Genomic DNA, 24,624 nt, shown 5'->3' with positions numbered 1-24,624 from the left:
TATAGGTATAGCTTTATATCATTGGTTTAATACAAAATCTTCCTATGAGGTGTCCATCATGTATTCAGATAATTCGAGTATAAAAAAAGGGATAAGAGAGGTAAATGTGTTGAATGTTTGATATCTACAGTTCGTCGCAAGATTGGTAAGCAGCAAATTTGCCTTGATAATTCAATGAAAAATAATGATAAGGGCTTACTATACGGTATAACAGCATTAAATCGTAATCATGATGAAAGTAACGTTTGTACATCCATTCATTCAAAGCCATGATTTTAGGTTGCTGTGAACAAAATTTAAATTCTATATTTTGAGTCGATCTTACGCTACAATTATCGAAAATTAGAAGAGGAAGGAGTTTTATAGGTCATCATAGCAGTTTAAAAGTTGCAGGAAAATAACTAGACACTGTTAACAAAGCTTATTTAGTTGGTGAATAAAGTTTTTTTTTGCTGCAAATTATAAGATTTTTTTGAAATAGGTATACTATTCCGGCAAAAATCTTATTAATTTTCGCTAAAAAATCCATTAATTCATCAATCAAATAAGCTTTGTTAACAGTGTCTAGCGTCATTGCGAGAAGGCGAGAAGTCCGAACGAAACAATTTATAGTTACTTTATGGATTACTTCATCGTACTCCGCTATTGCCCACAATAACGGCATAATGCTAATCGAGTTAACTATATCAAATTAACACTATAAAAATAGAATATTTATGAAAGAACACTCCAAAAAAATCATTATTGGCTTAATGTCAAGCCTATTCTTCTCCCCAATTTCGGCAATTGCTAGAGATTCAAAATATCCAGAAAGCGAACAAGAAAGACAGATGGAGGAAATGGGATCGATAGTTGGAGGAGAAGGTTTGATATTTAGACCAGGTAGAATAAAGAATGAATCTACAAAAACGGAGGTAGGTAATATCAATAAATATTTATGGCAAGCTTCTATAGAAACCTTAAGTTTTGTTCCTCTTGCTTCAAGCGATTCAATCGGTGGAGTTATTATTACTGAATGGTATAGTCCAAAAGGAAAAACAGATTTTCGATTTAAAATAAATATTTTTATTAAGGATAACGTTATTAGTCCAGATGCAATTCAAGTAAGAATATTTGAACAAACACTTAAAAATGGTCACTGGCTAGACAATCATACTACCCCAGAGCTAGCTAATAACATAGAAGATAAAATTTTACGAAAAGCTAGAGAATTATATATTAGTGCAGAAAGAAAATAATGATATACTCGCTATATAGCTAACCAGAAAATATTTAGATAGCTTTCCCGTCATTGAAAGGAGCTACTTTAGTAGCGATGAAGCAATCCAGAAAAGTGATTAGAAATGGATTGCTTCATCGGCTTACGCCTTCTCGTAATAACATTAGGTTACTATGGCTAAATGCTAATATGGTTAGCTACAAAATACCAATAAGTAACGTATGAATTATGAAAAATATTGAGAAAAAATGGCAAGAAATTTGGCTTGAGGAAAAAGCTTTTGCAGCAGAAAATGACAGTATCAAGCCTAAATATTATGTACTTGAAATGTTACCATATCCTTCCGGGAAAATTCATGTTGGACATATACGTAACTATTCTATTGGAGATTGCATAGCTCGTTTTATGAAATCACAGGGATATAACGTATTACATCCTATGGGTTGGGATGCTTTTGGCTTGCCAGCAGAGAATGCTGCCATTAATAATAACTCTAATCCTAAAGATTGGACTTATTCAAACATCGCAACTATGCAAGATCAGCTAAAATCAATTGGCTTTTCATATGATTGGTCAAGAGAAATAACAACTTGTGATCCAGATTATTATAAGCATGAACAAAAATTCTTTTTAGAACTCTATGAGAGAGGTTTAGCCTATCAAAAAGAGTCTTTAGTCAATTGGGATCCTGTGGATAATACTGTTTTAGCTAACGAGCAAGTAGTAGATGGTCGTGGATGGCGTTCAGGTGCCTTAGTTGAGAAAAAATATTTAAAACAATGGTTTTTAAAAATCACTAATTATGCTGAGGAACTATTAAATGAAATTTCGAAACTGGATTTCTGGCCTGATTCTGTTAAATCTATGCAGGAAAAATGGATAGGCAAATCGGAAGGAGTAAATTTTAGTTTTAGAATTAAAGATCGTCAAGCTAGTATTGAAGTATTTTCTACTCGACCAGAAACTATCTTTGGCGCAAGTTTTCTTGCAATAGCCTATAACCATCCAATAATAGAGCAGTTAGTTGATAATAATAAAGATATAGTATCTTTTATTGAAAAATGTTCACAATTACACACTAATGCTGCAATAGATAAAGCCGAGAAAGAAGGGGTGTTTACTGACCTTTTTGCTATTCACCCATTTGATCCGACAATTATTATTCCTGTGATAATAACAAATTTTGTATTAATGGATTATGGTACTGGAGCGATCTTTGGATGCCCAACACATGATGAAAGAGATCATGAATTAGCAAAGAAAATGGGATTACCAATAAAACAAGTGGTAATTAATAAGGATATTCCAATAGATGCGCACTCAGAATCTTACACATGTGATGGTATCATGATCAACTCAGATTTTCTAAATGATCTGACTATTCATGAGGCTAAACAAAAATCTATAGAAGAGCTTGAGAAGCGTGGTTTGGGCAAACGTACTATTAACTACCGCCTGAAAGACTGGGGGGTATCAAGACAAAGATACTGGGGTTGCCCTATTCCAATAATCTATTGCTCAAATTGTGGAACTGTGCCAGTAGCTGAAAAAGACTTGCCAATAACTTTACCAAGCGATGTTGCATTTTCTGGGCATGGCAACCCTCTTGATTTGCATCCTACTTGGAAACATACTAATTGCCCAAAATGTCAAAAACAAGCTACTCGTGAGACCGACACATTAGATACATTCTTTGAGTCTTCTTGGTATTTTACCCGTTATTGTAGTGTGGCAGCAAAAGATATCACTGACAAACAAGCCTGCGATTATTGGCTACCTGTTGATCAGTATATTGGTGGAATTGAACATGCAGTAATGCACCTTCTTTATTCTAGGTTTTTTACGAAAGTAATGAACGAACAAGGCTATCTTAGCATTCGCGAGCCTTTTACTAATTTACTAACTCAAGGTATGGTTCTACATGCTACCTATAGAGATACGAATAATAATTGGCTTTATCCAGATGAGGTAATAAAACAATCTGACAAGTGGGTTAATAAGAATAATGGAGAAGAAGTATTTCAAGGGCGAATAGAAAAAATGAGTAAATCCAAAAAGAATGTCGTGGATTTAGAGTCAATATTGACCAACCATAGTGCTGATGCTATTAGGTTATTTGTCCTCTCCGATAGTCCGCCAGAGAAAGATTTTGAATGGTCGGCAAATGGTCTTGAAGGTTGTTCTCGTTTTATTGGCAAGTTAGAAAATATGGCAAAAATACTAATTAATAGTAAAATAACGGAGAGTGCTAATAATAAACTAACAAGGATTACCCATTACACTATCAAACACGTTACCGAAGAACTAAAGGATTTTAAGCTAAATAAAGCTATAGCAAGGATGCGGGAACTATTTAATGCTTTATCAGATGAAATATCTAAGGGCAAGGAAGCCAATATTGATAGTGTTAAAGAGGGGTTTAATATATTGATCAAGTTACTTAACCCATTCATTCCACATATTACAGAGGAAATTTGGCAAAAATTAGGCAATAAGGAAAGATTATATCAAACTTCCTGGCCTTCTTTCGATGAATCATTGTTGGAGCTAAAATCTTATATCATGGCTATCCAAATTAATGGTAAACTAAGGGCTACGCACGAATTTACTAATGTAACGAGTGATATTGAGATTCAGAATGTGGTAATGCAATTACCCGAGATACAAAAGCATTTAAGCGGTAATGAGCCTAAGAAAATTATCATAATACCCTCGAAAATAGTAAATATCGTGGTGTGAATAAGGATGAAAGGAAATGTTAATAAAAGATGCTACTGTTAAAACACCGAAACAAAAATAATCTGCGTCAGACAGTACGCTTGTTTCGTTACTTGCCGTTGTAGACACTTATATCTTTAAATTATGATATAAGTAATTGTAAGAGGGTGACTTGATAGACACTGGACTGAAATAGTCGTAAACAGAATAAGTACCCTCTTACAAAGTTTGCTTTGAACAAATTGCAGAAGGTGCTGGAAACAGCAGCCTTGCACAATAAGATGAAGGAGATTATATCATGAGTAAAATAATAGGTCTAGATGTAAGTAAAAAATGGTTAGATATATGTTTATATGAGTCTAACAATAAACCGATATATAATCGTTTTTCCAACGATAAGTTAGGGCATGAAGAACTGATAAAATTAACAAAAGAACAAGAAATTAAGCTAATAGTATGTGAACCTACTGGAGGTTATGAAGCGGATATTTGCCAAAAATTGTATAATAATAAACAACAGGTACATAAAGTCAATACATATAGCTTTAATTCATTTAGTAAATCGGTGAATTTGTGTAAAACTGATAAGAAGGACGCATTTAAATTGGCATATTATGGCGATAAGATGCAGCTTTCAGCTAATTATTTATATCAAGTTGAATCCGATACTTTGAAGAGATATCAGCAAAGGCGAGAAGATTTAGTATTAATGCTTAGCAATGAAAAGAAGAGGCTACATCATAGTATTGATGGTATTGATAAAAAGAGTATAGAAAAGCTCATTAAATTTTTACAGAATGAAATAGCTGAGCTTGATAAAAAATTAAGTGAAGTAATAGATGAGTCAGAAGAGTTGAAAGAGAAGGTAAAAATATTAGAGAGTGTGCCTGGTATTGGTAAATGCGTAGCTAAATTTGAAAGCTTTATATGATAGGCTTGTTAACAATTTTAAACCTAAAAAGGTTGCTATAGTTGCATGCATACGTAAACTACTTGAAGTATGCCATAAACTTATTCAACAAAAACGTTGTTTTGTTATTTAGATAAATATTTTTATTTTTTTGAAAATTTAGATAAAAGATAATTGCTGTTAACAAAGCTTATTTAATTGATGAATTAATGGATTTTTTAGCGAAAATTAATAAGATTTTTGCTGGAATAGTGTACCTATTTCAAAAAAATCTTATAATTTGCAGCAAAAAAAACTTTATTCACCAACTAAATAAGCTTTGTTAACAATGTCTAGGGTTTTTTTAGGTGTTGTTTTATATCCCTGCGTTCGCAGGGATGACACATTGTTCTTTGGTTAAACTATAAAGTTCTGAAAACCCATAAGGTTTTTGGCAAAATAAGGTAAAAATCTTATGGATTATGGTATGATTTTTGACCCTAGACATGTATTACCTCTTATATTTATAACCTTTTTGACGGAGAGACTAAATAACAGAGGCATTATCGAAACCATTAATGATCAATTGAAAAACCTTTTTCATATAAACCATACAAGACATAGAGCCGTGATGAATTTTCAAACTAATTTATTAGCTGGTCTGCTGATGTATGTTTTTAAACCTAATAAAATTTCTATACCTTTTAAAAAATTAAACAATCTTAATCTCTTGCTTATGTCGAACTGAGGTTAAATTATGTCACAATAATTTGATGCACAAAGGATTTTTATATTTTATGCCATAAGCTGTATATGCTCTTAGCTATATTTTCACTAGCAGAAAGATATTTAGCCCGTGTATTATTAGGCAAATGAAGATGCATATTCTCATCAATAACTGACACCCTTCCTTTATCAAACTCATTTTTTATATGTCTTTTATGGGTTTCATTCATTGTTGAATTATAATATACCGTGACACTCTTAGCAGGCAACATGTCTACGGTTTCCGAGACCATGGAAGTGGATTTGCCTGGTACTATAATTAAACTATGCTTGTTATATAAAACAGCCCCTAAAATAGCTCTATACATGCTGGGTTGTCCTTTCTTAAAGTCGAATAGTTTGAAAGGTACTTTATTTTCTTGTAAAACCTTTTGGAAACTTGAGGTCACCGCGTCAATTATACTATCTTTTTCATGTACACTAAGTTCTTTTTTGTTTTGACAATCATATTTCCCTGTACGAGGCCCATTGGAGAGTAAAACAAAATAATTATTTTTTAGTGCAAGATCACTAACATAATTGGCTAGTTTCTCTGCTTCCTTATTTGAATAGCAGTGATATGTACCATTTTCTGGCACATCCCCTGCTAGAATCACTGCTAAATATTTATCGGACGAAGAAAATACTGATTTATACGTATTATATTCTGACTCAATATCCGAAATTTGCATATTATGTGCCACCCCATTAGTAGTAAGCAATATAGTATTTGCACCAGTAAGTTGTGTAGATTGCTTGTCTAATGCATGACTAGGTAAAACTATCATATCGGCACCGGAAAAGTTATTGTGTTTTTCTTGAATAAGTTGCTGATGTGATAAAGTCCCATTATCTAATAATTGGTGAGAAAGATGCACCGCTATAATCTTTTTTGCTAGCTCTGGATCTGATTTTAAGTTGCTTATTGATTCTATACCGTAATAACCAACTGAAACTATAATGGTAGGATTTTTGTTATTGCTAATTTGATTTTTAATGGTTTCCAATTGAGATTTATCATATTCTTCAACATTTAGCTTAACAGATTTACCTTTGAAGTATTTTTCACTTTCTCTTGCTACTCCTAACAATTGACTACGATCTCCAACAAAAGCTTTATCACTTATGATGTACAAGTTAGTGCTTTTTGTCTCAGTTGCGTAGGTATGCATGGCACAAGATAATATTATTAAAATTGTAAAGAGAATATACCAAAAATATGTTCTAATAATCATAATGCCTCAAATTTAGAATTGTACCATCCCCATAGCCGTCGATGAGTTAGCAGAATTAGCGTTATTGCGAGAAACCACTTTAGCGGTGACGAAGCAATCCACTAGATTAGGCATAGGCAAGCTAATGTTTTGGATCGCTTCGTCGGCCTTACGCCTTCTCGCAATGACATTTCCTTCTTCATTTACGAGTAGTATACATATACGTCATTGCGAGGCCACGCATAGTGGTCGTGGCAATCCATATTCATTGGATTGCTTCGTCGCTACTAAAGTAGCTCCTCGCAATGACGGTGTATTATACACACAATTAACCTTCTATCAATTGTTTACGAGCAACTTTTCTTTTCCTTCTTTCTGTTTCTTGATCCTTACGGACACGTTTTACTGAAGGAGGTTCATAGAAACGAGACATTTTCATTGAACGAAAAACAAGCTCTCTTTGCATTTTTCTTTTTAAATTTTTAATTGCTTGCTCCCCATTCCCAGCATGAACATTTACTAGTATCACTTTTAATTACCCCCTTTTAACACAAATTAGACTGTTGAATGATGTGAGCATTATCTATATACTAAATATATATGTCAAGCTATATCAGCAATTATCAATTCAAAATATAAATGATGATATTGCTCTAATTGCAGCTTAAGAGTCATCCTAAATCTATAGCCTAGGAGTCATCCTGAACTTGTTTCAGGATATTAATTGTGTATAATGTATATCCTGAAACAAGTTCAGGATGATAGTAAAATTTTGTTTTTAAATAAATATTATGACTATTGAAGAGAAATATCATAGTTTAAAAGTACAATTTGTACAGACTTTACCCAAATTGCTAGCTTTTAATCAATGGAATAATAAATTATTAGCAGATGCCGAAGCAGAATGTGGTTTTGTTAAAGGATATTGTCATATAATCTTTCCGGGTGGCATAAGGGAAATAGTTGATTTTTTTGAAAATTGGCAAGACCAGAACATGCTTGATTTACTATCTCAACAAGAAACTCCAATTAAAATAAGAGCTAAAATTGATTTAGCTTTAAGAATTAGAATAAAAGATTGTATATCTGACCCTACTAACATTACACCAAATTCACAAACGTCATTGCGAGAAGCTACTTTAGTAGCGACGAAGCAAACCAAAGAAATGACTATAAATGGATTGCCTCGTAGGCTTACGTCTCCTCGCAATGACGACAATTTATACTCAAAGCTTGTGCATTTAAGAAATCGCAGTTATTTTACCACACCATCAAACAGTATATTTGCAACAAAAATAGCTTTTCGTACTTGTGACTTAATTTGGCGTTATGCAGGTGATAAGTCTATAGATTACAATTATTATACTAAGAGAGGTCTGTTACTCAGTGTTTATATAACTTCAATACTTTATTACATTCAAGATGAGTCAGAAAATAATGTAAATACTGATCAATATATTACTAAGTCCTTATCCAATATTATAACTATGACCTCTAAATGTAAGAATATGTTAAAGCTACCCAATCCTGTCGACATACCAATTATTCGACTATTTTCATAATAATCAATATTATAAACATGACTAAAAAATGCTACCCAGATATTCAATCTAATGTTGATTTTCCAACAATTGAAAAAAAGATTCTAGCTTATTGGCAGAAGCATAATATTTTCCAAAAAACCATAGATGCTAGACCATCAGTAAAAAATGGACAAAATAACGAATTCATCTTTTATGATGGCCCACCCTTTGCTAATGGATTGCCACATTATGGACATTTGCTAACTGGCTTTGTCAAAGATGTGTATGCACGTTATCAAACCAGTAAAGGCAAGAGAGTTGAGCGACGCTTCGGTTGGGATTGTCATGGATTGCCTGCCGAGATGCAAGCAGAGAAAGAGTTAGGTATTTCTGGTAGAACTTCAATCATCAATTTTGGTATTGATAAATTTAACGAACATTGTCAATCATCGGTGATGAAATATGCTGATCAGTGGCAGGAATATGTTAACAGGCAAGCAAGATGGGTAGATTTCAATAATTCCTATAAAACCATGGATAAAGCCTTTATGGAATCTGTTTTGTGGGCTTTTAAAGAATTGTACAAAAAAGGCCTTCTCTATGAATCAATGAGAGTAATGCCTTATTCTTGGGCATGCGAGACGCCTTTATCCAATTTTGAAACTAGGCTAGATAATTCATATAGAGAAAGAACTGATAAGGCGGTTACGGTAAGTTTTGTACTTAATGAGAAATTGCCAAGTACTGTGCCATATAATGAATATAGAATGCTGGCATGGACTACGACGCCATGGACTTTGCCGGCTAATTTAGCATTAGCCATTGGAGAAAATATTGAATATGCTTTAGTGCCAAATGGGCAGGTTTGTTATATTTTGGCTAAATTTGCTTTGGAAAAATATTCCAAAGAATTAGGGCTTAGTGCTGACACAAATTATGATATAATTGAAGGTAAGTGCCTATTAAACCTGAATCTTACTTACCGACCATTATTCGATTATTTTTCCAACCATCCTGGTAGTTTCAAAGTTCTTTCCGGAGATTTTGTAGTTGAAGGAGATGGCACCGGTATCGTCCATATGGCTCCCGGCTTTGGTGAAGAAGATCAGATTCTTTGTCAATCTCAAGGAATAGAACTCGTTTGTCCTGTAGATAATGCTGGAAAATACACCAAAGAAATTTATGATTTTGTTGGTTTACAAGTATTTGATGCTAATGATCAAATTATTATTAAGCTAAAAAATCAGGGCTATTGGCTTAAAACCGAGCAATATATCCATAATTATCCGCATTGCTGGCGTACTGATACCCCTCTTATATACAAAGCAGTCCCTTCTTGGTATGTGAAAGTTACCGAATTTAAAGACAGAATGGTTGAATTAAACCAACAGATTAACTGGATACCCTTGCATATCAGAGATAATCTATTTGGCAAATGGTTAGAAAATGCTAGAGATTGGTCAATTAGTCGTAATAGATTTTGGGGAACACCTCTACCAGTGTGGAAATCGGATGATCCGGCTTATCCGCGAATTGATGTATATGGGTCAATAGAGGAGCTAGAGAAAGATTTTGGAGTGACAATCGTTGATTTACATAGGCCTTTTATCGACCAGCTAACTAGAAAAAATCCTGATGATCCAACAGGCAAATCAATGATGCGTCGAATAGAAGATGTCTTTGATTGTTGGTTTGAAAGCGGCTCCATGCCTTATGGACAAGCACATTATCCATTTGAAAATAAAGAGTGGTTTGAGGGACATTTTCCTGCTGACTTTATAGTAGAATATTCAGCACAAACACGTGGTTGGTTCTATACTCTGATGGTATTGTCAACTGCATTATTTGACCAACCACCTTTTTTAAATTGTATTTGTCATGGAGTTATATTAGATAGCACCGGACAAAAATTATCAAAGCGTCTTAATAATTATGCTGATCCACTAGAATTATTTGATAAATATGGTTCTGACGCTTTAAGAGTCACCATGCTCTCTACCAATGTAGTTAAAGGTCAGGAATTATTGATCGATAAAGATGGAAAAATGGTTTTTGAAAGCCTACGTTTATTTATCAAGCCTATTTGGAATGCCTACCACTTCTTTACTATGTATGCTAATGCTGATCAGATCAAAGCTGAGCTAGAGTTTAATTCTCAAAATGTGCTAGATCGTTATATTTTATCAAAGCTAAAAATATCAGTACAAAAAATTCAGCATGGATTAGATAATTTTGACAGCCAAATAGCTTATAGTAGCATTGCCGATTTTTTTGAAGTATTAAATAATTGGTATATTAGAAGAAGTAGGAATCGTTTCTGGAAAAGTGAAAAAGATCAAGATAAGAAAAACGCTTATAATACCTTATATAGCTGTATTAAAGTAATGTCTTCCGCTCAATCCAGTTTACTTCCATTAATTTCTGAGGAAATTTATTTGGGACTCACAGGACTAGAAAAGCAAGTAGGCAGTGTTCATTTAGCAGATTTTCCTAAACTTGATATGATAGAAGTCGATTATGATTTAGTCAGCATCATGGATCAAGTATTAGATATTTGTAGTAATGCTTTATTCACTAGAAGTAGTGAAAATATTCGGACTCGACAACCATTGAGTAGTTTAACAATCATTAGTAACAATAATGAACTATTAATAAAATTTGAAGAGTTAATTAAAGATGAAATTAATGTTAAAAAGGTAATTTATAGAGATGATGTAGAAAATTATGCCGATCATAAATTATCGATTAACTTTCCTAATTTAGGCAAGCGTCTACCTCATAAAGTCAAAGATATCATAATAGCTTCTAAAAATCATCAATGGCAGCTTACCTCTGAGCATCTAATAATAGCGGGAGAGCAACTGAATAAAGACGAGTTTTCTTTAGTTTTACAACCTAAAAATGCTAAAGGTACAAAATCTTTAGCCAATAATCATGGACTAATATTGCTAGATTTAGACATAACAAAAGAATTATACGAAGAAGGTATAGCAAGAGATTTGGTACGCTTTATTCAACAAGCAAGAAAAGATGCCAATTTTGCTATAAGCGACAGAATCTTTCTAGAAATTATTGGTGAACCAGATTTTATGCTAATAGTCCAGCAGCACAGTCAATTTATTCTCGAACAAACCTTAAGTGAATTTGCGAGTAATTTTACACCAGACTATACTACCAATATTGAATTAGATTCAAATATGATAAGCATAAGGGTTTCTAGACGCTACGCTAACCAGGGTCATGGGTAAGCTATATACTAGACACTTATATCTTTAAATTATGATATAAGTAATTGTAAGAGGGTGACTTGATAGACACTGGACTGAAATAGTCGTAAACAGAATAAGTACCCTCTTACAATTACTTATATCATAATTTAAAGATATAAGTGTCTAGGTGAACTTCAAGAATTGGCGTCGTTGTTGTCAAAGATCTGTGCTGCTCACGTACTAATGTACGCCTAGCGGCTCGACTTTGACACTCCTAGCTCTTCTTGAAGTTGACCTTCGGGGGTCCTTACCCAATTCTTGAAATCATAGTAGTATACTTGCTATAGCTTGCCCATTACAAGGTATAATACTTTAAACAATAGTCCCATTTTATTGGGAGCAATTAATCTATCAACTTGTTCTGCTATGATATTTGCCTCTATAGTAGGTAATTTACTTTGTAAGAGTTGACTTCGTAATAATATACCATTACTAATTAAAAAATCACGTTGAGTTATTGATCCATGTACATTCACTCCCATATTGCTGCATACTGTTTTTAAGGCATAAAAGTCAACATGAGCTGATAAATCTGCTTCTCCTAAAGTTTCAAGCAAAGGGTAATATTTATGATTTTTTATCGCTTGTAAAGTAGGATTATATTGGTTACGCGTCCTTTTTATTGGGTCTATATCATAACCATAATCGATAACTAAGCTTGCCCCGCCAAATTTCACGATATGCTGGCTGATAAATTTTATGATTTCTAATGATTTAGGCGATTCTTCTATTACTGCTCCATCATGGGCGTTTGAGTGTTCTTGAAGCAAATAGCATTGCAACTCCTTACTAACTTCTATTTTATCGAATTTAATTTTACCATCAGCTGGGTCAATAATAAGTGTTGATTCATACCAAAGTTCTTTGGCTTTAACATATTGCTTAATTGGCATAGCATCAAAAAATTCGTTAGCTATTATAATAGAAGGTATTTCAGAGATATATTGTACTGCTGTATGGTGTTTGATAGGTAAACCCACCAACTTTAGGTTTGTTTGTTGTTTCTTGATAAAATGGGGATTAATATCAATTAATTCTATTGAGAGAGATTGGTAAAACTCTGGAACTAATTTAGCAACATTGAGCAAATCCCGCATTAGTACTCCCTGCCCAGGGCCTAGTTCAACTAAATTAGTTTTTTGAGGACAACCCATTTTATACCATTGGTCAATAGCCCATAAAGCTATCATTTCACCAAAAAGCTGGGAAATTTCTGGAGCTGTTGTAAAATCTCCTAAACAACCTAATTTGTTTTGTTTTTGATAATAGGAAGAAGGGGATATAGACGTTACTTGAAGCATCATTTCATCAAGCTTAATACTACCATTCTGCTCAATAAGTTTTCTTATTTTGGAGTCGATCGGCATTTAATTCGTATTATTAAATAGATTCCTACTATTAGCATCGGTAATGATAAAATTTGTCCCATAGTTAAATTATTAAAAATAAAGCCTATGTGGATATCTGGCTCACGAAACATTTCTATAATAATTCGAAATACCGAATAGAATATTAAAGATATAGCTAAATTCAAACCATGTATCTTTATAGTTTTGTATTTAAAAGTGGTGTAGGATAGAATTAAGAATAATATAACTCCTTCAAATAATGCTTCATATATCTGACTGGGATGTCTTGTTTGTAGATCACTATTTGGAAAAATCATTCCCCAAGGCATTTTAGTTACTCTGCCATATAATTCACCATTAATAAAATTGGTTATTCTGCCTAAAAATACACCTATAGAACCAACTGTAGCTAATATATCACATAGTAATAATAAGTTAATTTTGTACTTATGGCAGAAAAAATAACTAGATATGATTAAGCCAATCATACCGCCATGAAATGACATACCGCCTTCATAAATTTTAAGAAGGCTAAGAGGATCAGAAAAATATTTAATTGGATCATATAGTAACGCATAGCCAAATCTTCCACCTATTACGATACCAAGAATAGCCCAAGTAACAAAGTTTTCTAAATTTGCTGCGGTAATGCCAATTTCGAATTTTTTTATAATTTTATAAGCATAAAACCACCCAAATATTACACCAAAAACATAGGCCATGGAGTACCAATAAACGCTAAATGGTCCAATAGAGAAAATAACAGGATTGATATTTGGAAACGGCATATACTCAGCAATTCTATTATGGTTTTGTGGCTCTGCTTAAAGCGATTATAATTGCTATATATAAAATATAGCAATTATATACATGGGCTTTACCGATTACAAGTAGTCATAGGAAAAATATTAACTTACCTTACGCATAACCCATAGCAATTTTTAAATTGCTGAAAAGTACAAGATGTCATTTTATAAGTTTTATAGATTACTTCGTTGACCTCCTGCTTCCTCGTTAATAGACACCAGACTGTATTTTCCTATGACGTTTAAATGCCATATGTAAGGTGTATAACTAATTTATTATCCTCCTAAATTGTTCTAGCTCCCTCTTTTTTATTATGTGGCAGTGGCGATATTGATATTTTAGATGACATATGTGCTTTTGCTTCCTGTCCTACAATTTTTGCTTTATCATGCAATTGTTCAAGTGTTGATAGCTTGCTTTTGTCGTAAGAATAACCATGCCATTTATCTTTTAAGAAATCACAAATTCTCTCAACAAAATTTTTCTTTGGAATTACCACATCCGATGAAGTGGCTCGATCTTTTACTAAATCTTCAGAAAATTTCCTTATCGCATATTTGTTTGGCTGATCAATAAACTTACTTAACTGTGCAGCGGTTTCTTTAGCAATATCCTGAATTGACTCTGCACTTAATTTATCTGTTTGTTTATCTTTTTTAGCTTCGATTGCTTGATCAATTCGTGTTACTAATAAATCAGCTAAAATCTCTTGAACACCATCTAGTTTTTTTAATGTTGTTATGGCTCGAGTTTGGTCTTCATCAGAAAATATAACTGCTGAAATTTTTTCTGTTACAGCTGCTTTATATTGCTCGTCAGTAAGAGCATCAGTTAGTAATTCCTTCGATAAAGTGGCATTACTTGCAATAATTGATGCAGGGTCTTTGGTAGGACAGTTTGTTTTGATTGTTTTTAACTCATCAATAAATAGACTAGCTATCTTTCCAGTACCAGCTATATCAATTAATACTGGCTGTGTTGGTTCAGTATCTCCTACTTTTCCTAGCGTAGCTGCAAAATTTATTGCCACAAAATCTTGGCTGTTAAATTTTGTACCAGCCATCTCTCTAATATCTGAATGTGGACGCAAAACATGCATACTACAATCAAACATGAGTTTTTGATTACTGACATATGATACATTATTGTCTTTATCTATAACGATCTTGGATACAACAGCATTTCTTATCCTCTCATTCTCTATAACATTCGTACCATCCTTATAGTAGCAATCATCGTATATTTTTGCTTTCAGCTTAGCAAATCCAGCCACACCACCAGCTATACCAGCTTGATAACTTGCGGCTAAAATATATTCTGTTTGTTGTGTTGATAATTTATAATCATTGGTTAATATCTTATGCATATCCTCATAGGTTGGATCATACTCATCATCTTTACCTAACTTACACTGAGCTACTAGGTCTACTAGCTCCTTATCTGGAGTTTCAATATAAAAGACTGCTTGACGTCTTATATCTTTGTTAAATCTACGTTGTACTTCAGTTTCATTTTTATAATCTTTGTCATATTTAGGATCAAAGCATTCTGCTATATATTGTAAGGCTTGGTCCGGGTTTTGTTTAGCATCATCAGATGTAAAACTATGTGATTTCATAATATCTCCTTTACTCGCATTATACTAAACTAACCTGAATTCAATATAACAAGTTATGCTAAATTCAGTTATATCTATAAATATAGCAGATTTTTATTCTCCACTAATAGCAATTTTCATTATTTTTGTTGGTATACTCAAATGATTTGAAGAATTGTTTTTTGAAAATATCATGGATTCGCATGCGTAACTATACTATATGTACGCTCCGCTTGCTCACCATTCATTTTCAAATCCAATTCTTCAAATCATTTGAGTATATAGCTTATTTTTTCAAGAACAAACAAATCTTTTTTAAGGAAAAAGCTGTTCTCTAACTGCCATTGCGAGGAGTTACTTTAGGCGACGTGGTAATCGAAAAGTTGCAGCGGTAAAAATAAAACTAGCCAGCTGCTTATTTGGATCGCCACGCCACTTTGTACACAACTAGGTATTATTAGTTTCATGTTTAGACACTTTTAACAAAGCTTATTTAATTGGTGAATAAAGTCTTTTTTGCTGCAAATTATAAGATTTTTTTGAAATAGGTATACTATTCCGGCAAAAATCTTATTAATTTTTGCTAAAAAATCCATTAATTCATCAATCAAATAAGCTTTATTAACAGTGTCTAGAAAGATTTTTTTAAAATCTTCCAACTGAATATTAATATTATTATCAATATCACTACCAGTAGTAGAGCAGGCAGAAAAAAAAGAGCAGCATATAGTGTGCATAATACCTCAACTTAAACATCAGGTTTAGAAGGGATATTGGAACAATTATAATGCTATTTTAAAAATAATTAGCAGCATATAAGCAGCATAAGGATATTTACGGAAAGAATGGGAAATGATGAGAAGCTTGGAGGTATTTGGTGGAGCCAGGGGGAATTGAACCCCCGACCTTTTGAATGCCATTCAAACGCTCTACCAACTGAGCTATGACCCCTAAATACCTTACATATTCTTTCACGGTGAGTATACTCATTATAGCTAACCCGCTTAGCATTTAGCCATAGTAAACTGGTGTCATTGTAAGAAGACATAAGCCGACGAAACCATTGTAAATTGTCATTCCCGCGTAGGCGGGAATTTATATCCCTGCTTTCGCAGGGATGACACAAAAAGGATTGCTTCGTCGCTACTAAAGTAGCTCCTCGCAATGACGTTTGTGAATTTGGCTAAATATTAGTCGGGTTAGCCATAGTTCAGTTTTATACTATAGTTATAAAGATGAATCCATAAATTTTTTGAATATTTCGTTATTTTCTAATATTTTGAGTTCTTCTTTACACCAAGGAGTAAAGTTTACTGAATATTGTTCTGTGTATAACTTAAAATCTTGCCATTTAAATAATTTTACTTCGGCTACTTCTTGTTCATTTATTTTAATAATATCATCTGATAAAGCTAAATATATCGGGCATATTTCATTTTCCACAATATTATTTATAGCAAATTTATAACGATAATTAGCAACAAAATATACTTTCTGCAGATTTACTAAGCCTAATTCAAATTCTGCATGCCTGTAAACAGCATGTTCATAAGTTTCGTTAATTTGTGGATGTCCACAAAAACTATTTGACCAAAATCCACCCCAAGTTTTTTTGAGTAAGCTTCTTTTTTGTATGACAATTTCTTTTTGGCTATTAAAAAGAAACACAGAAACCCCTCTATGCAATGGTGTATTAGAATTATGAGCCTTTAATTTATTCTCTATTCCAAGGGTATTATCTTGTTCGTCAACCAATACAACATGAGTTGAATTCATATGTTGTCGCTTCAAATCATTTGAGTATAACATCAATTAGTTACTCCACTAATAAATATTTTTCTATAACAGCTAAATAATTACCTAAAATTTGTTGGTTTTTATTAACAAATTCTAGGGCATTAGTCTGATAAATTTTAGCTTCCTCGATAGCAGCTTCAGATAGAAGATATTCCATTTTATTCAACAAATCTTTTTCGTTTTGAATTTGAATAGCAGCTTTATTAACAAGCATTTCATTAGCAATATTAGCAGAATTGCTCATATCTGGTCCAAATATAATATAATTGGCAAAATATGCTGGTTCAAGTGCGTTATGTCCACCTTGTTTAAATGAGCCGCCAACAAATGAGATATAAGCTACGCTAAAAAATAGCCCTAGTTCTCCAAATTTATCAACGATGTAAAGATCATCAGTTAAAATAGGTATATTTTGTTCAGACTTAATACTATAGGTTAAATTTAATTGAGTACACGCTTTTCCTATATCATTTTTACGTTCAGGATGGCGTGGAATTAGAATAAAATAGCAATTTGGATATCGTTGTTTTATTGGTTTTATAACATTAAGTAATACTGTTTCATCTTCCAGATGGGTGCTGGCAAATACGATGATTCTTTTAGTACTTATATGTTGTGCTAAAATTGTTAATTCTTGTTCATTTACAGGCAATTTTTTGTTGGCAAATTTGATGTTGCCTAAATTTTCTATATTGGTCTCACCAAGTTGCGTAAATTTCTGAAAATCGGTGTTACTTTGAACAATAATTTTACTAAAGTTACAGGTAATTGACCTAAAAAATGTACTGATTTTTTTCCATGATGCAAATGATTTATCAGAAATACGGGCATTCAGTAATAATAGTTTACAATGTTTTTTCCCTTCGCTAATTAGGCATGGCCATAATTCTGATTCAATAAAGATTCCTAAACTCGGTTGCCAATTTCTAAGAAACTTCTTAACAAAAATAATATTGTCTATAGGAATTAGTTGATGAATGGCATTTATAGGTAGCTTTTGTTGTAATATTTTTGCAGAAGATTTAGTTCCTGAAGTAACCAAAAATTTTAAGGTGGTTTTTGGCATCGTTCTTTTTAACCAAAGATTATTGATATTTTCAACTAAGGTAAGAGCTATCATAGATTCTCCTACACTGGCGGCATGTATCCAAACTAAAGTTTCGTTTCGTTTAGTATGTGTATGCCCAATAGCAAAACGTTCACCAATATTTTTTATCTCTTCTTTACCAACAATAACTCTCCATAGTAGTAAGAGAACATACAGTGGAAGGAACAAAAAACTTAAGACATGATATAAATAAATCATAAGTTTATTTCGCTGATGTTTAATGCTTGTGCCAAATTAATATCATCTTGATTTTCATTGCCTATAAAAACTAGTGGTGAACCTATAAAAGCTGTTATTTTACCAAAAGGTAGCGGCATAATTAGCTTATCCCAACTCTTAAGTAAAAAATATCTAGAAGCCTGACAAGAAACCGGTATTAATTTTATATTATATTTTTGAGCTATTTTGTTAATATTACTATTTATCTTATAAATAGGTCCACGTGGACCATCCGGGGTAATCACTACATTACTACCGCTATGTAATTTTTTGATAATCGTTTTTAAAGCCGTCACAGAATTTCTATTAGTAGAACCATTTATTACCCCAAAGCCAAATTTATGAACAATCTTACTAATTATTTTACCATCAGAATGAGTAGAAATAAGGGCATGAATGTCTTTATGACCGGTAAATATTCCTGGACCCAAAGCAAGTCTGTTATGCCAAAAGGCAAAAATCACCCCTTTTTCTGCTAAAAATTGCTGTTTAGTGTAATTATCGGGAAAAACAAATTGCCAGCGACAAGTAAAATACACTACTCTCAAATAATTATACAGTAATTTAGTAACGACACTAAGGACAAAATTGTTTTTTTTCAGAAGTTTCTTGATCATTTTAATTGATTACAAGCATTTTTTATACGCAAACATGCTTGCTCCAAATTTTCTATCGAAGTTGCGTAAGAAATTCTGAAATAATCTTCTAGGCCAAATGCAATACCAGGGACAACTGTCACCCCACCTTCTTCAAGCAAATATTCTCCAAAATCATTACTATCTTTAATAATTTTATTAGAGGGGGTTTTAAGACCAAATAATTCATTACATTTAGGAAATAAATAGAATGCTCCTGTTGGCTTATAACAACTAATACCTTTGATACTATTTAGGATTGATAAGGTTAGATCCCGTTTTTCCTGGAAATTTTTTGCATTAGACTTAATAAAATCCTGGGGACCAGTTAAAGCTTCAATGGCTGCCATTTGGCTTATAGAGCAAGGGTTAGAAGTGCTTTGTGACTGAATAATAGCCATTGCCTTAATTAACGATTTAGTACCAGCTCCATATCCTATACGCCATCCTGTCATAGAATAAGCTTTTGATACACCATTCATCGTAAATATTCGATCTTTTAAATCCGGTGCAACTTGGGCAAAAGTATAAAATTTAAAATTATCAAAAATAATATGCTCATAAATGTCATCAGACATAATATTTACGTTGGGATATTTGCGTAGCAATTCAGCAATATCAGCTAATTCTTGATAGGAATATGCAACCCCTGTTGGATTACTAGGCGAATTAATAATCAACCATTTAGTTTTTTTGCTAATCACTCGTTCTAAAACATTAACAGTAAGTTTAAAATTATTCTCAATGTTACAATTGACAAATACCGGAACACCATCAGCTAATGCCACCATATCTGGGTATGAAACCCAATAGGGACTAGGAATAATCACCTCATCACCTGGGTTAAGAGATGCCATAAACAAATTATAGATTACTTGCTTTCCACCGCTGGACACGATTATTTCGTCTAAATTATAATCTATATTATTCTCATACTTGAATTTGTTTTGTACCGCTTGTTTAAGTTCCGGCATACCATCAACATTAGTATATTTTGTAAAACCATCTCGCACCGCTTTAATGGCAGCCTCTTTGATGTTATCTGGCGTATCAAAGTCAGGCTCACCAGCCCCAAGAGATATTATATCTCTACCTAGCTTTTGTAGTTCAAATGTTTTTTTGACTAAGGCTAAAGTTGGGGATGGTTTTATTAAATCTAAACGTTTAGCAATAAGTGACATGGTAGAACCTATATAAATTTTTATCGAGTATACTATTTTCTTTTCAAAAAACAATTCTTGAACGAGTTAAATTATTATATTGTTTTATTCCAACTTGTTTTTATGATTACTACTAACAATATCATATAATCTTGCTGTTGTTGAAAAATTTATGGCAAGTCACATAAGATTTTTAGATGATTATTACTCTAAAGGTTGCTTTATTGTATCGGGTCGTAAAAACCCTAGAACAGGAAGTATTATTCTTGCGAATATTAAAGAAAAAAAGCAAGTTGATAGTATAATAAAAGAAGACCCTTTTTATATTAATAATGTTGCTGATTATGAAATAATTGATTTTACCCCTACAAAATACCATGAAAAGTTTGTGTATTTTACCAAAAATATTTATAACGATATTCAAAGTATGTAATATTGCGTAAAGAACTCCATAACAAACGAGCAATTTATAATTATGTAGCTAATCCTACTGACATTACGCCAAAACTTTCGCGGGAATGACACAAAAACAAGATTGCTTCACTCGGGATTTATGCCTAGTCTAATAGACGTCAATTTGCTATGACAAATACTAATCAGGCAGCTATATTACAATTTATTTTATGTAATTATAGACAAAGTCATTAGTGCTAGTTAATATATGTGCTATTATGTAGTGGGTAGTTCACAAAATCAAATTTCATAGAATTTATGTTTGGCAGCAAAATTATTCGTAACGGTTACGGTTCAATAAAAGACAAGATAAAATCATGCTATCATTCTTGCAAAAATTTCCCATCTTGGTATATGGGAAAAATCTTTACATTCATCAATTATTTTACCGATGTAAAATACAAGGTAACACACTTAAAAGAAACTAATTTTAATCTTGGTTTAGTACATTTATATAACAATAACTTAAACGACGCTATATTAAGGTTTAAGTTGGTTGATAAGTTTTTTTCTACTTCAGATCACCAAGCTAATTATTGGCTTGGTTGGACATATTTCTTGAAAAATAATTATGAGAAAGCTTTGTATCATCTAAAAAAATCTTTTGAAGCTGATCAAGTAAAGTTAGGAAATTTCTTACAAACTTATAATAATTTATCAGAGATTCCATCGGCAATTTGGTATCAATGTAGAAATTTTGATGTTGGTGGAGACTATACTAAGCGATTTTTTGGTAAGAATAAAGTTGATTTGCCTTACAGTTTTGTCAGCAGAGTTATGAATGATATAACAGATTTGCCTGATAATTACCATATTTTAGAGCTGGGTAGTAATATAGGCTTAGTGGGCGGTGAAATTAAAAAGCGTTTTCCTGATAGTTTTACTTTTACCGGTATTGAAAATTCAGAAATGATGAATATTGTTGCCCTAAATATGAACATCTACGATCATGTACTAGAACTTTCTATACCAGATTTTATTAAACAAAATGCTAATAAATATGATGTAATATTGAGCTTTAACTCTCTTTCTTTTACTAAGGATCTATCAGATTATTTTAATAATATTTATTCAATAGTCAATACATTAGGGTATTTTGCATTTTGTTTGCCAATAAATAACGTTACTAATCTTTCATTAAAAAGAAAAGAATTTGTTTTTGCTATAATAGATATCAATGAGGCTTTAAGTAAAACTAAGTTCACTATATTAAGTAGCAAGGAATTAGTTATAGAAAAAAATGATAAATACTATATGGTGGTTTGTAAGAAAAACCATTAGACTTCCTAAATAAGTCAATCTAGTTGGTAATTTTGTCGTCGAAACTCGCCCTAGTGCCTCACGTACGTTGTGGTATTCGGCTTCATTTCTCCTAAAAATTCCTCAACTATCTTTGACTTATTTAAGTAAGTCTATTAAAGAAGTTAATAATAATGAAGAGATTTATAGTACTAATACTAGTTAACTTTTTTAACTTTACTGCAATAGCAGATGCTAAGGGTACTCAAGATAGTGAGGATTTCCAATATGTTTATAATGACAGAAATGGTTGCATACAAGTCTATGACCCTTATGAGAAACTAAATCGTAAAATTTTTGTCTTTAACTCCGTTTTAGACTATCTGTTCTTACGACCTATTACTATAGGCTATAAACAAGTTACTAATGATTATACCAAGGCTAGAGTAAGTAGTTTTCTAGATAACATTAATATGCCTTTGACTACTGTCAATTATGCTTTACAGATGAATTATGATCAAACTATGAAAAGTCTATGGAGATTTCTTATCAATAGCACATTTGGCATAGGTGGATTATTTGACGTAGCCAGTAAAATTGGCTTAAAAGTTACCAAACAAACTTTGGGTAGTACTTTAGCTCATTATGGAGTTGGTCCAGGACCATACTTAGTCCTACCATTTATTGGTGGTACTAATGTAAGAGATTTCACAGATCCAGTATTTACAAATAGTTATTTAAATCCTATAATGTATGTGGTACATAGGGATTTTGAAATGGCAGTCACTGGCGTACAAATTATGGATACTAGATTAAGATTATTGCCATTTACTGATTATATAACACGTAGTTCTGTCGATCCTTACATAGCTGTAAGATCAGCTACACATCAAAATCGTGAGTCTGTAATTGCCTATCCTAAGCAATTTAGATGCCCTAAACCTAACTAAAAACGGCTATCCCGATTGCAAACTAACGTCATTGCGAGGACTTGCAAGCCTACGAAGCAATCCATTTCTAATAACTTTCCTGGATTGCTTCGTCGCTAGTAAAGTAGCTTCTCACAATGAGTATAATGTTAGTTGGGTTAGCTATATGCAAAATTATGAGGAATTATGAAAAAATTTATTGTTTGCTTAATTTTAAATTTTCTTTCTTTATCAGCCCATGCAACTGTTGCCGATAATAGCGGGGGGGTTGATAATTATGTTAATCAACTAATAAAAGATGGGTTGGAGATATTTACTGATCAAAATTTAGCACAAGATGATAAAATTGCTAAAAGCAAAAAGCTAATTTTAGCTAATCTAGATTCGGATTGGATGGCTAAATTTACCCTTGGTGTCTATAGAAGAACTCTAACCCCTGAACAAATTAAACAATTTACAGAAGTTTATAGCAATTATGTCAGTAAAGTCTATGCTGATTTGGTAAAAAATTATCATGGTCAACAGCCTAAAGTTGAACAAGTACGTACTCTTGATCAAGGTGAATTTATGGTAGAAATGTTAATAGGAACTGTCAAAGTGAATTACTTGGTACGTCAAAAGGATGCAAGCGATAAAACTAGCTTTAAAGTCTCAGATGTTATTACAGAAGGTGTTAGTATGCTCAATTCTCAACAGTCGGAATTCATGAATATTCTCAGTAATAGTGGTTTTGATACTTTAATAGATGAATTGATAAAAAAGTCATTGCTAATGGTTACTTAAGTGGCAACGAAGTAATTATAAATTGTACCACGTGGTAAAGGGATCGTATAAATTATTTGACTAAAGAAGTGTTTGTTGATATAAGTTCTACAGGCGATGGGGCGTAGCCAAGTGGTAAGGCAACGGTTTTTGGTATCGTCCATTCGGTGGTTCGAATCCATCCGCCCCAGCCATTCAGGATAATTTATACAGGGAAGAATTCGTTTTTTACGCGGTCAATAAGAGGAGACAGGTTTTTAGAACGCATCAAATCCCTTTTTGCATCGTCGAAACTCCAAAGCTTAAACCCTTGTCAGGAATTAACTAATCAATTCTCTTGAAAATCCCTGAACAGTCAAGTGTTGTAGGGGGGTTTCGCTTAAAAGTACAAAGCATGCTAGGCTGTCACTACTATAACGTAAGGATTACAGCCTGATTTTTATATTACTCTGTTTACTGAGTTAAGAAATCGAAACCATCACAAACCTCTGTGTCACCGATAAACTTAACAATCTCATTATAATATTGATCATAATGCAAAGTAGGATAGGACTTTGAGGTACTAAAATACAAAGATTTTGGATTCGAATACGTACGTACTATGTCACTACTACCATCAAAAAGATGCTGGAAAGCATCTCTTTCATGCTGAGTCGGCAAACAAACTGCTATTTCCTTATCCCCACCTTTAAAAACACCAACATCACCTTGCCCTTTACTATGACGTATTACAATACTCGATCCTTTTTGTTTTAGAGGGTCAGTTTCACTATCAAAGACAATCTTAAGTGGATCTTTCTCTCCGGCCATTATTTTATAGTACTTAATCATATTATATGCTACCCTATTAGAGGAAAACTCCATATTTAACCCCTCTCTCGTATGAGAAACTTTACACGTATGTAATTCTGATACAAAAGGGCTGTAATGCTTCGCTTAGATCTTTCACAAAAGTCGTTAATGCACTTTTTA

At 32.7% G+C, this 24,624-nt stretch carries 23 protein-coding genes and 2 tRNA genes; 12 read left to right on the top strand and 13 right to left on the bottom strand.

The window, feature by feature from the left end; translation table 11 throughout:
• Positions 1-716: 716 nt before the first annotated feature.
• The 4 genes from AAGD39_RS04940 (at position 717) to AAGD39_RS04925 (ending at position 4,980) form a co-directional block, all read left to right on the top strand.
• Positions 717-1,238: a DUF3576 domain-containing protein gene (locus AAGD39_RS04940; protein WP_375318626.1), complete on the top strand. Its 522-nt coding sequence runs from the start codon at positions 717-719 to the stop codon at positions 1,236-1,238.
• A gap of 209 nt (positions 1,239-1,447) precedes the next feature.
• Positions 1,448-3,958 (top strand): leucine--tRNA ligase, encoded by a 2,511-nt coding sequence (gene leuS, locus AAGD39_RS04935; RefSeq protein ID WP_341756284.1) that lies wholly within the window; start codon positions 1,448-1,450, stop codon positions 3,956-3,958.
• A 277-nt stretch (positions 3,959-4,235) separates the two neighbouring features.
• Complete coding sequence (locus tag AAGD39_RS04930) at positions 4,236-4,868, top strand: IS110 family transposase (RefSeq protein ID WP_341756283.1); 633 nt, start codon at positions 4,236-4,238, stop codon at positions 4,866-4,868.
• Entirely contained in the window at positions 4,852-4,980 is a 129-nt protein-coding gene (locus tag AAGD39_RS04925) for a hypothetical protein (RefSeq protein WP_341756282.1), read from the top strand. Before AAGD39_RS04930 ends, AAGD39_RS04925 begins: the two co-directional genes overlap by 17 nt.
• A 222-nt stretch (positions 4,981-5,202) precedes the next feature.
• Here AAGD39_RS04925 and AAGD39_RS04920 read toward each other — a convergent pair whose 3' ends face one another.
• Positions 5,203-5,334: a hypothetical protein gene (locus tag AAGD39_RS04920; protein ID WP_341757274.1), complete on the bottom strand. Its 132-nt coding sequence runs from the start codon at positions 5,332-5,334 to the stop codon at positions 5,203-5,205.
• On the opposite strand from AAGD39_RS04920, the gene AAGD39_RS07050 reads away from it, so the two are divergent.
• Positions 5,302-5,574, top strand: a complete 273-nt coding sequence (locus AAGD39_RS07050; protein ID WP_375359763.1) for a transposase — start codon at positions 5,302-5,304, stop codon at positions 5,572-5,574. The genes AAGD39_RS04920 and AAGD39_RS07050 overlap by 33 nt on opposite strands.
• Before the next feature lie 40 nt (positions 5,575-5,614).
• On the opposite strand, the gene AAGD39_RS04910 is transcribed toward AAGD39_RS07050, so the two are convergent.
• Entirely contained in the window at positions 5,615-6,826 is a 1,212-nt protein-coding gene (locus AAGD39_RS04910) for a hypothetical protein (RefSeq protein ID WP_341756281.1), read from the bottom strand.
• A 307-nt stretch (positions 6,827-7,133) separates the two neighbouring features.
• Entirely contained in the window at positions 7,134-7,334 is a 201-nt protein-coding gene (gene rpsU / locus AAGD39_RS04905; RefSeq protein ID WP_341756280.1) for a 30S ribosomal protein S21, read from the bottom strand.
• A gap of 262 nt (positions 7,335-7,596) precedes the next feature.
• On the opposite strand from rpsU, the gene AAGD39_RS04900 reads away from it, so the two are divergent.
• Both AAGD39_RS04900 and ileS read left to right on the top strand, forming a co-directional pair.
• A complete protein-coding gene (locus AAGD39_RS04900; RefSeq protein WP_341756279.1) occupies positions 7,597-8,367 on the top strand; it encodes a COQ9 family protein in 771 nt (256 codons plus the stop codon).
• Between the two features lie 17 nt (positions 8,368-8,384).
• Positions 8,385-11,576 carry an isoleucine--tRNA ligase gene (ileS, locus tag AAGD39_RS04895; RefSeq protein ID WP_341756278.1) on the top strand — a complete coding sequence of 1,064 codons (3,192 nt, stop codon included), beginning with the start codon at positions 8,385-8,387 and terminating at the stop codon, positions 11,574-11,576.
• 302 nt (positions 11,577-11,878) lie between these two features.
• Here ileS and AAGD39_RS04890 read toward each other — a convergent pair whose 3' ends face one another.
• The 9 genes from AAGD39_RS04890 to AAGD39_RS04850 all read right to left on the bottom strand — a co-directional run bounded on the left by AAGD39_RS04890 (position 11,879) and on the right by AAGD39_RS04850 (position 20,290).
• The gene (locus tag AAGD39_RS04890) at positions 11,879-12,964 is read right to left on the bottom strand and encodes a class I SAM-dependent methyltransferase (protein WP_341756277.1); all 1,086 of its coding nucleotides are present in this window, start codon (positions 12,962-12,964) and stop codon (positions 11,879-11,881) included.
• Positions 12,943-13,734: a prolipoprotein diacylglyceryl transferase gene (lgt, locus tag AAGD39_RS04885; RefSeq protein ID WP_341756276.1), complete on the bottom strand. Its 792-nt coding sequence runs from the start codon at positions 13,732-13,734 to the stop codon at positions 12,943-12,945. Before lgt ends, AAGD39_RS04890 begins: the two co-directional genes overlap by 22 nt.
• Positions 13,735-14,036: 302 nt before the next feature.
• Positions 14,037-15,371 (bottom strand): hypothetical protein, encoded by a 1,335-nt coding sequence (locus AAGD39_RS04880; protein WP_341756275.1) that lies wholly within the window; start codon positions 15,369-15,371, stop codon positions 14,037-14,039.
• A 458-nt stretch (positions 15,372-15,829) separates the two neighbouring features.
• Positions 15,830-16,087 carry a hypothetical protein gene (locus tag AAGD39_RS04875; protein WP_341756274.1) on the bottom strand — a complete coding sequence of 86 codons (258 nt, stop codon included), beginning with the start codon at positions 16,085-16,087 and terminating at the stop codon, positions 15,830-15,832.
• 138 nt (positions 16,088-16,225) lie between these two features.
• Positions 16,226-16,301, bottom strand: a tRNA-Ala gene (locus AAGD39_RS04870).
• A gap of 276 nt (positions 16,302-16,577) precedes the next feature.
• Entirely contained in the window at positions 16,578-17,126 is a 549-nt protein-coding gene (idi, locus tag AAGD39_RS04865) for an isopentenyl-diphosphate Delta-isomerase (protein ID WP_341756273.1), read from the bottom strand.
• Between the two features lie 40 nt (positions 17,127-17,166).
• Positions 17,167-18,453, bottom strand: a complete 1,287-nt coding sequence (gene waaA / locus AAGD39_RS04860) for a lipid IV(A) 3-deoxy-D-manno-octulosonic acid transferase (RefSeq protein ID WP_341756272.1) — start codon at positions 18,451-18,453, stop codon at positions 17,167-17,169.
• Complete coding sequence (locus AAGD39_RS04855) at positions 18,450-19,091, bottom strand: lysophospholipid acyltransferase family protein (RefSeq protein ID WP_341756271.1); 642 nt, start codon at positions 19,089-19,091, stop codon at positions 18,450-18,452. The genes waaA and AAGD39_RS04855 overlap by 4 nt, the downstream gene beginning before the upstream one ends.
• Positions 19,088-20,290: a pyridoxal phosphate-dependent aminotransferase gene (locus AAGD39_RS04850; RefSeq protein ID WP_341756270.1), complete on the bottom strand. Its 1,203-nt coding sequence runs from the start codon at positions 20,288-20,290 to the stop codon at positions 19,088-19,090. Before AAGD39_RS04850 ends, AAGD39_RS04855 begins: the two co-directional genes overlap by 4 nt.
• 151 nt (positions 20,291-20,441) lie before the next feature.
• Here AAGD39_RS04850 and AAGD39_RS04845 point away from each other — a divergent pair, with 151 nt between their 5' ends.
• From AAGD39_RS04845 to AAGD39_RS04825, 5 genes are all read left to right on the top strand, one after another.
• Entirely contained in the window at positions 20,442-20,702 is a 261-nt protein-coding gene (locus tag AAGD39_RS04845) for a YciI family protein (protein WP_341756269.1), read from the top strand.
• Positions 20,703-20,980: 278 nt separating this feature from the next.
• Positions 20,981-22,003, top strand: a complete 1,023-nt coding sequence (locus AAGD39_RS04840) for a methyltransferase domain-containing protein (RefSeq protein ID WP_341756268.1) — start codon at positions 20,981-20,983, stop codon at positions 22,001-22,003.
• A gap of 152 nt (positions 22,004-22,155) precedes the next feature.
• On the top strand, positions 22,156-22,911 hold the full coding sequence (locus tag AAGD39_RS04835; RefSeq protein WP_341756267.1) for a VacJ family lipoprotein: 756 nt from the start codon (positions 22,156-22,158) through the stop codon (positions 22,909-22,911).
• A 165-nt stretch (positions 22,912-23,076) separates the two neighbouring features.
• Positions 23,077-23,673 (top strand): phospholipid-binding protein MlaC, encoded by a 597-nt coding sequence (locus tag AAGD39_RS04830; protein ID WP_341756266.1) that lies wholly within the window; start codon positions 23,077-23,079, stop codon positions 23,671-23,673.
• A 97-nt stretch (positions 23,674-23,770) separates the two neighbouring features.
• Positions 23,771-23,846, top strand: a tRNA-Gln gene (locus AAGD39_RS04825).
• 259 nt (positions 23,847-24,105) lie between these two features.
• On the opposite strand, the gene AAGD39_RS04820 is transcribed toward AAGD39_RS04825, so the two are convergent.
• Positions 24,106-24,516, bottom strand: coding sequence for a hypothetical protein (locus tag AAGD39_RS04820; RefSeq protein WP_341756265.1), 411 nt, complete (start codon positions 24,514-24,516; stop codon positions 24,106-24,108).
• Between the last annotated feature and the right edge of the window lie 108 nt (positions 24,517-24,624).

The sequence above is a fragment of the Candidatus Tisiphia endosymbiont of Nemotelus nigrinus genome (assembly GCF_964026475.1).
Classification (GTDB): domain Bacteria; phylum Pseudomonadota; class Alphaproteobacteria; order Rickettsiales; family Rickettsiaceae; genus Tisiphia.
This window is presented reverse-complemented; position numbering and strand designations above follow the sequence as displayed.

Bases quoted from the DNA above. Each gene is read 5' to 3' on its own strand.
- AAGD39_RS04940 (WP_375318626.1), top strand. From the start codon at position 717: ATGAAAGAACACTCCAAAAAAATCATTATTGGCTTAATGTCAAGCCTA.
- leuS (WP_341756284.1), top strand. From the start codon at position 1,448: ATGAAAAATATTGAGAAAAAATGGCAAGAAATTTGGCTTGAGGAAAAA.
- AAGD39_RS04930 (WP_341756283.1), top strand. From the start codon at position 4,236: ATGAGTAAAATAATAGGTCTAGATGTAAGTAAAAAATGGTTAGATATA.
- AAGD39_RS07050 (WP_375359763.1), top strand. From the start codon at position 5,302: ATGGATTATGGTATGATTTTTGACCCTAGACATGTATTACCTCTTATA.
- AAGD39_RS04920 (WP_341757274.1), bottom strand. From the start codon at position 5,334: ATGTCTAGGGTCAAAAATCATACCATAATCCATAAGATTTTTACCTTA.
- AAGD39_RS04910 (WP_341756281.1), bottom strand. From the start codon at position 6,826: ATGATTATTAGAACATATTTTTGGTATATTCTCTTTACAATTTTAATA.
- AAGD39_RS04900 (WP_341756279.1), top strand. From the start codon at position 7,597: ATGACTATTGAAGAGAAATATCATAGTTTAAAAGTACAATTTGTACAG.
- ileS (WP_341756278.1), top strand. From the start codon at position 8,385: ATGACTAAAAAATGCTACCCAGATATTCAATCTAATGTTGATTTTCCA.
- AAGD39_RS04890 (WP_341756277.1), bottom strand. From the start codon at position 12,964: ATGCCGATCGACTCCAAAATAAGAAAACTTATTGAGCAGAATGGTAGT.
- lgt (WP_341756276.1), bottom strand. From the start codon at position 13,734: ATGCCGTTTCCAAATATCAATCCTGTTATTTTCTCTATTGGACCATTT.
- AAGD39_RS04880 (WP_341756275.1), bottom strand. From the start codon at position 15,371: ATGAAATCACATAGTTTTACATCTGATGATGCTAAACAAAACCCGGAC.
- AAGD39_RS04875 (WP_341756274.1), bottom strand. From the start codon at position 16,087: ATGCACACTATATGCTGCTCTTTTTTTTCTGCCTGCTCTACTACTGGT.
- idi (WP_341756273.1), bottom strand. From the start codon at position 17,126: ATGAATTCAACTCATGTTGTATTGGTTGACGAACAAGATAATACCCTT.
- waaA (WP_341756272.1), bottom strand. From the start codon at position 18,453: ATGATTTATTTATATCATGTCTTAAGTTTTTTGTTCCTTCCACTGTAT.
- AAGD39_RS04855 (WP_341756271.1), bottom strand. From the start codon at position 19,091: ATGATCAAGAAACTTCTGAAAAAAAACAATTTTGTCCTTAGTGTCGTT.
- AAGD39_RS04850 (WP_341756270.1), bottom strand. From the start codon at position 20,290: ATGTCACTTATTGCTAAACGTTTAGATTTAATAAAACCATCCCCAACT.
- AAGD39_RS04845 (WP_341756269.1), top strand. From the start codon at position 20,442: ATGGCAAGTCACATAAGATTTTTAGATGATTATTACTCTAAAGGTTGC.
- AAGD39_RS04840 (WP_341756268.1), top strand. From the start codon at position 20,981: ATGTTTGGCAGCAAAATTATTCGTAACGGTTACGGTTCAATAAAAGAC.
- AAGD39_RS04835 (WP_341756267.1), top strand. From the start codon at position 22,156: ATGAAGAGATTTATAGTACTAATACTAGTTAACTTTTTTAACTTTACT.
- AAGD39_RS04830 (WP_341756266.1), top strand. From the start codon at position 23,077: ATGAAAAAATTTATTGTTTGCTTAATTTTAAATTTTCTTTCTTTATCA.
- AAGD39_RS04820 (WP_341756265.1), bottom strand. From the start codon at position 24,516: ATGGAGTTTTCCTCTAATAGGGTAGCATATAATATGATTAAGTACTAT.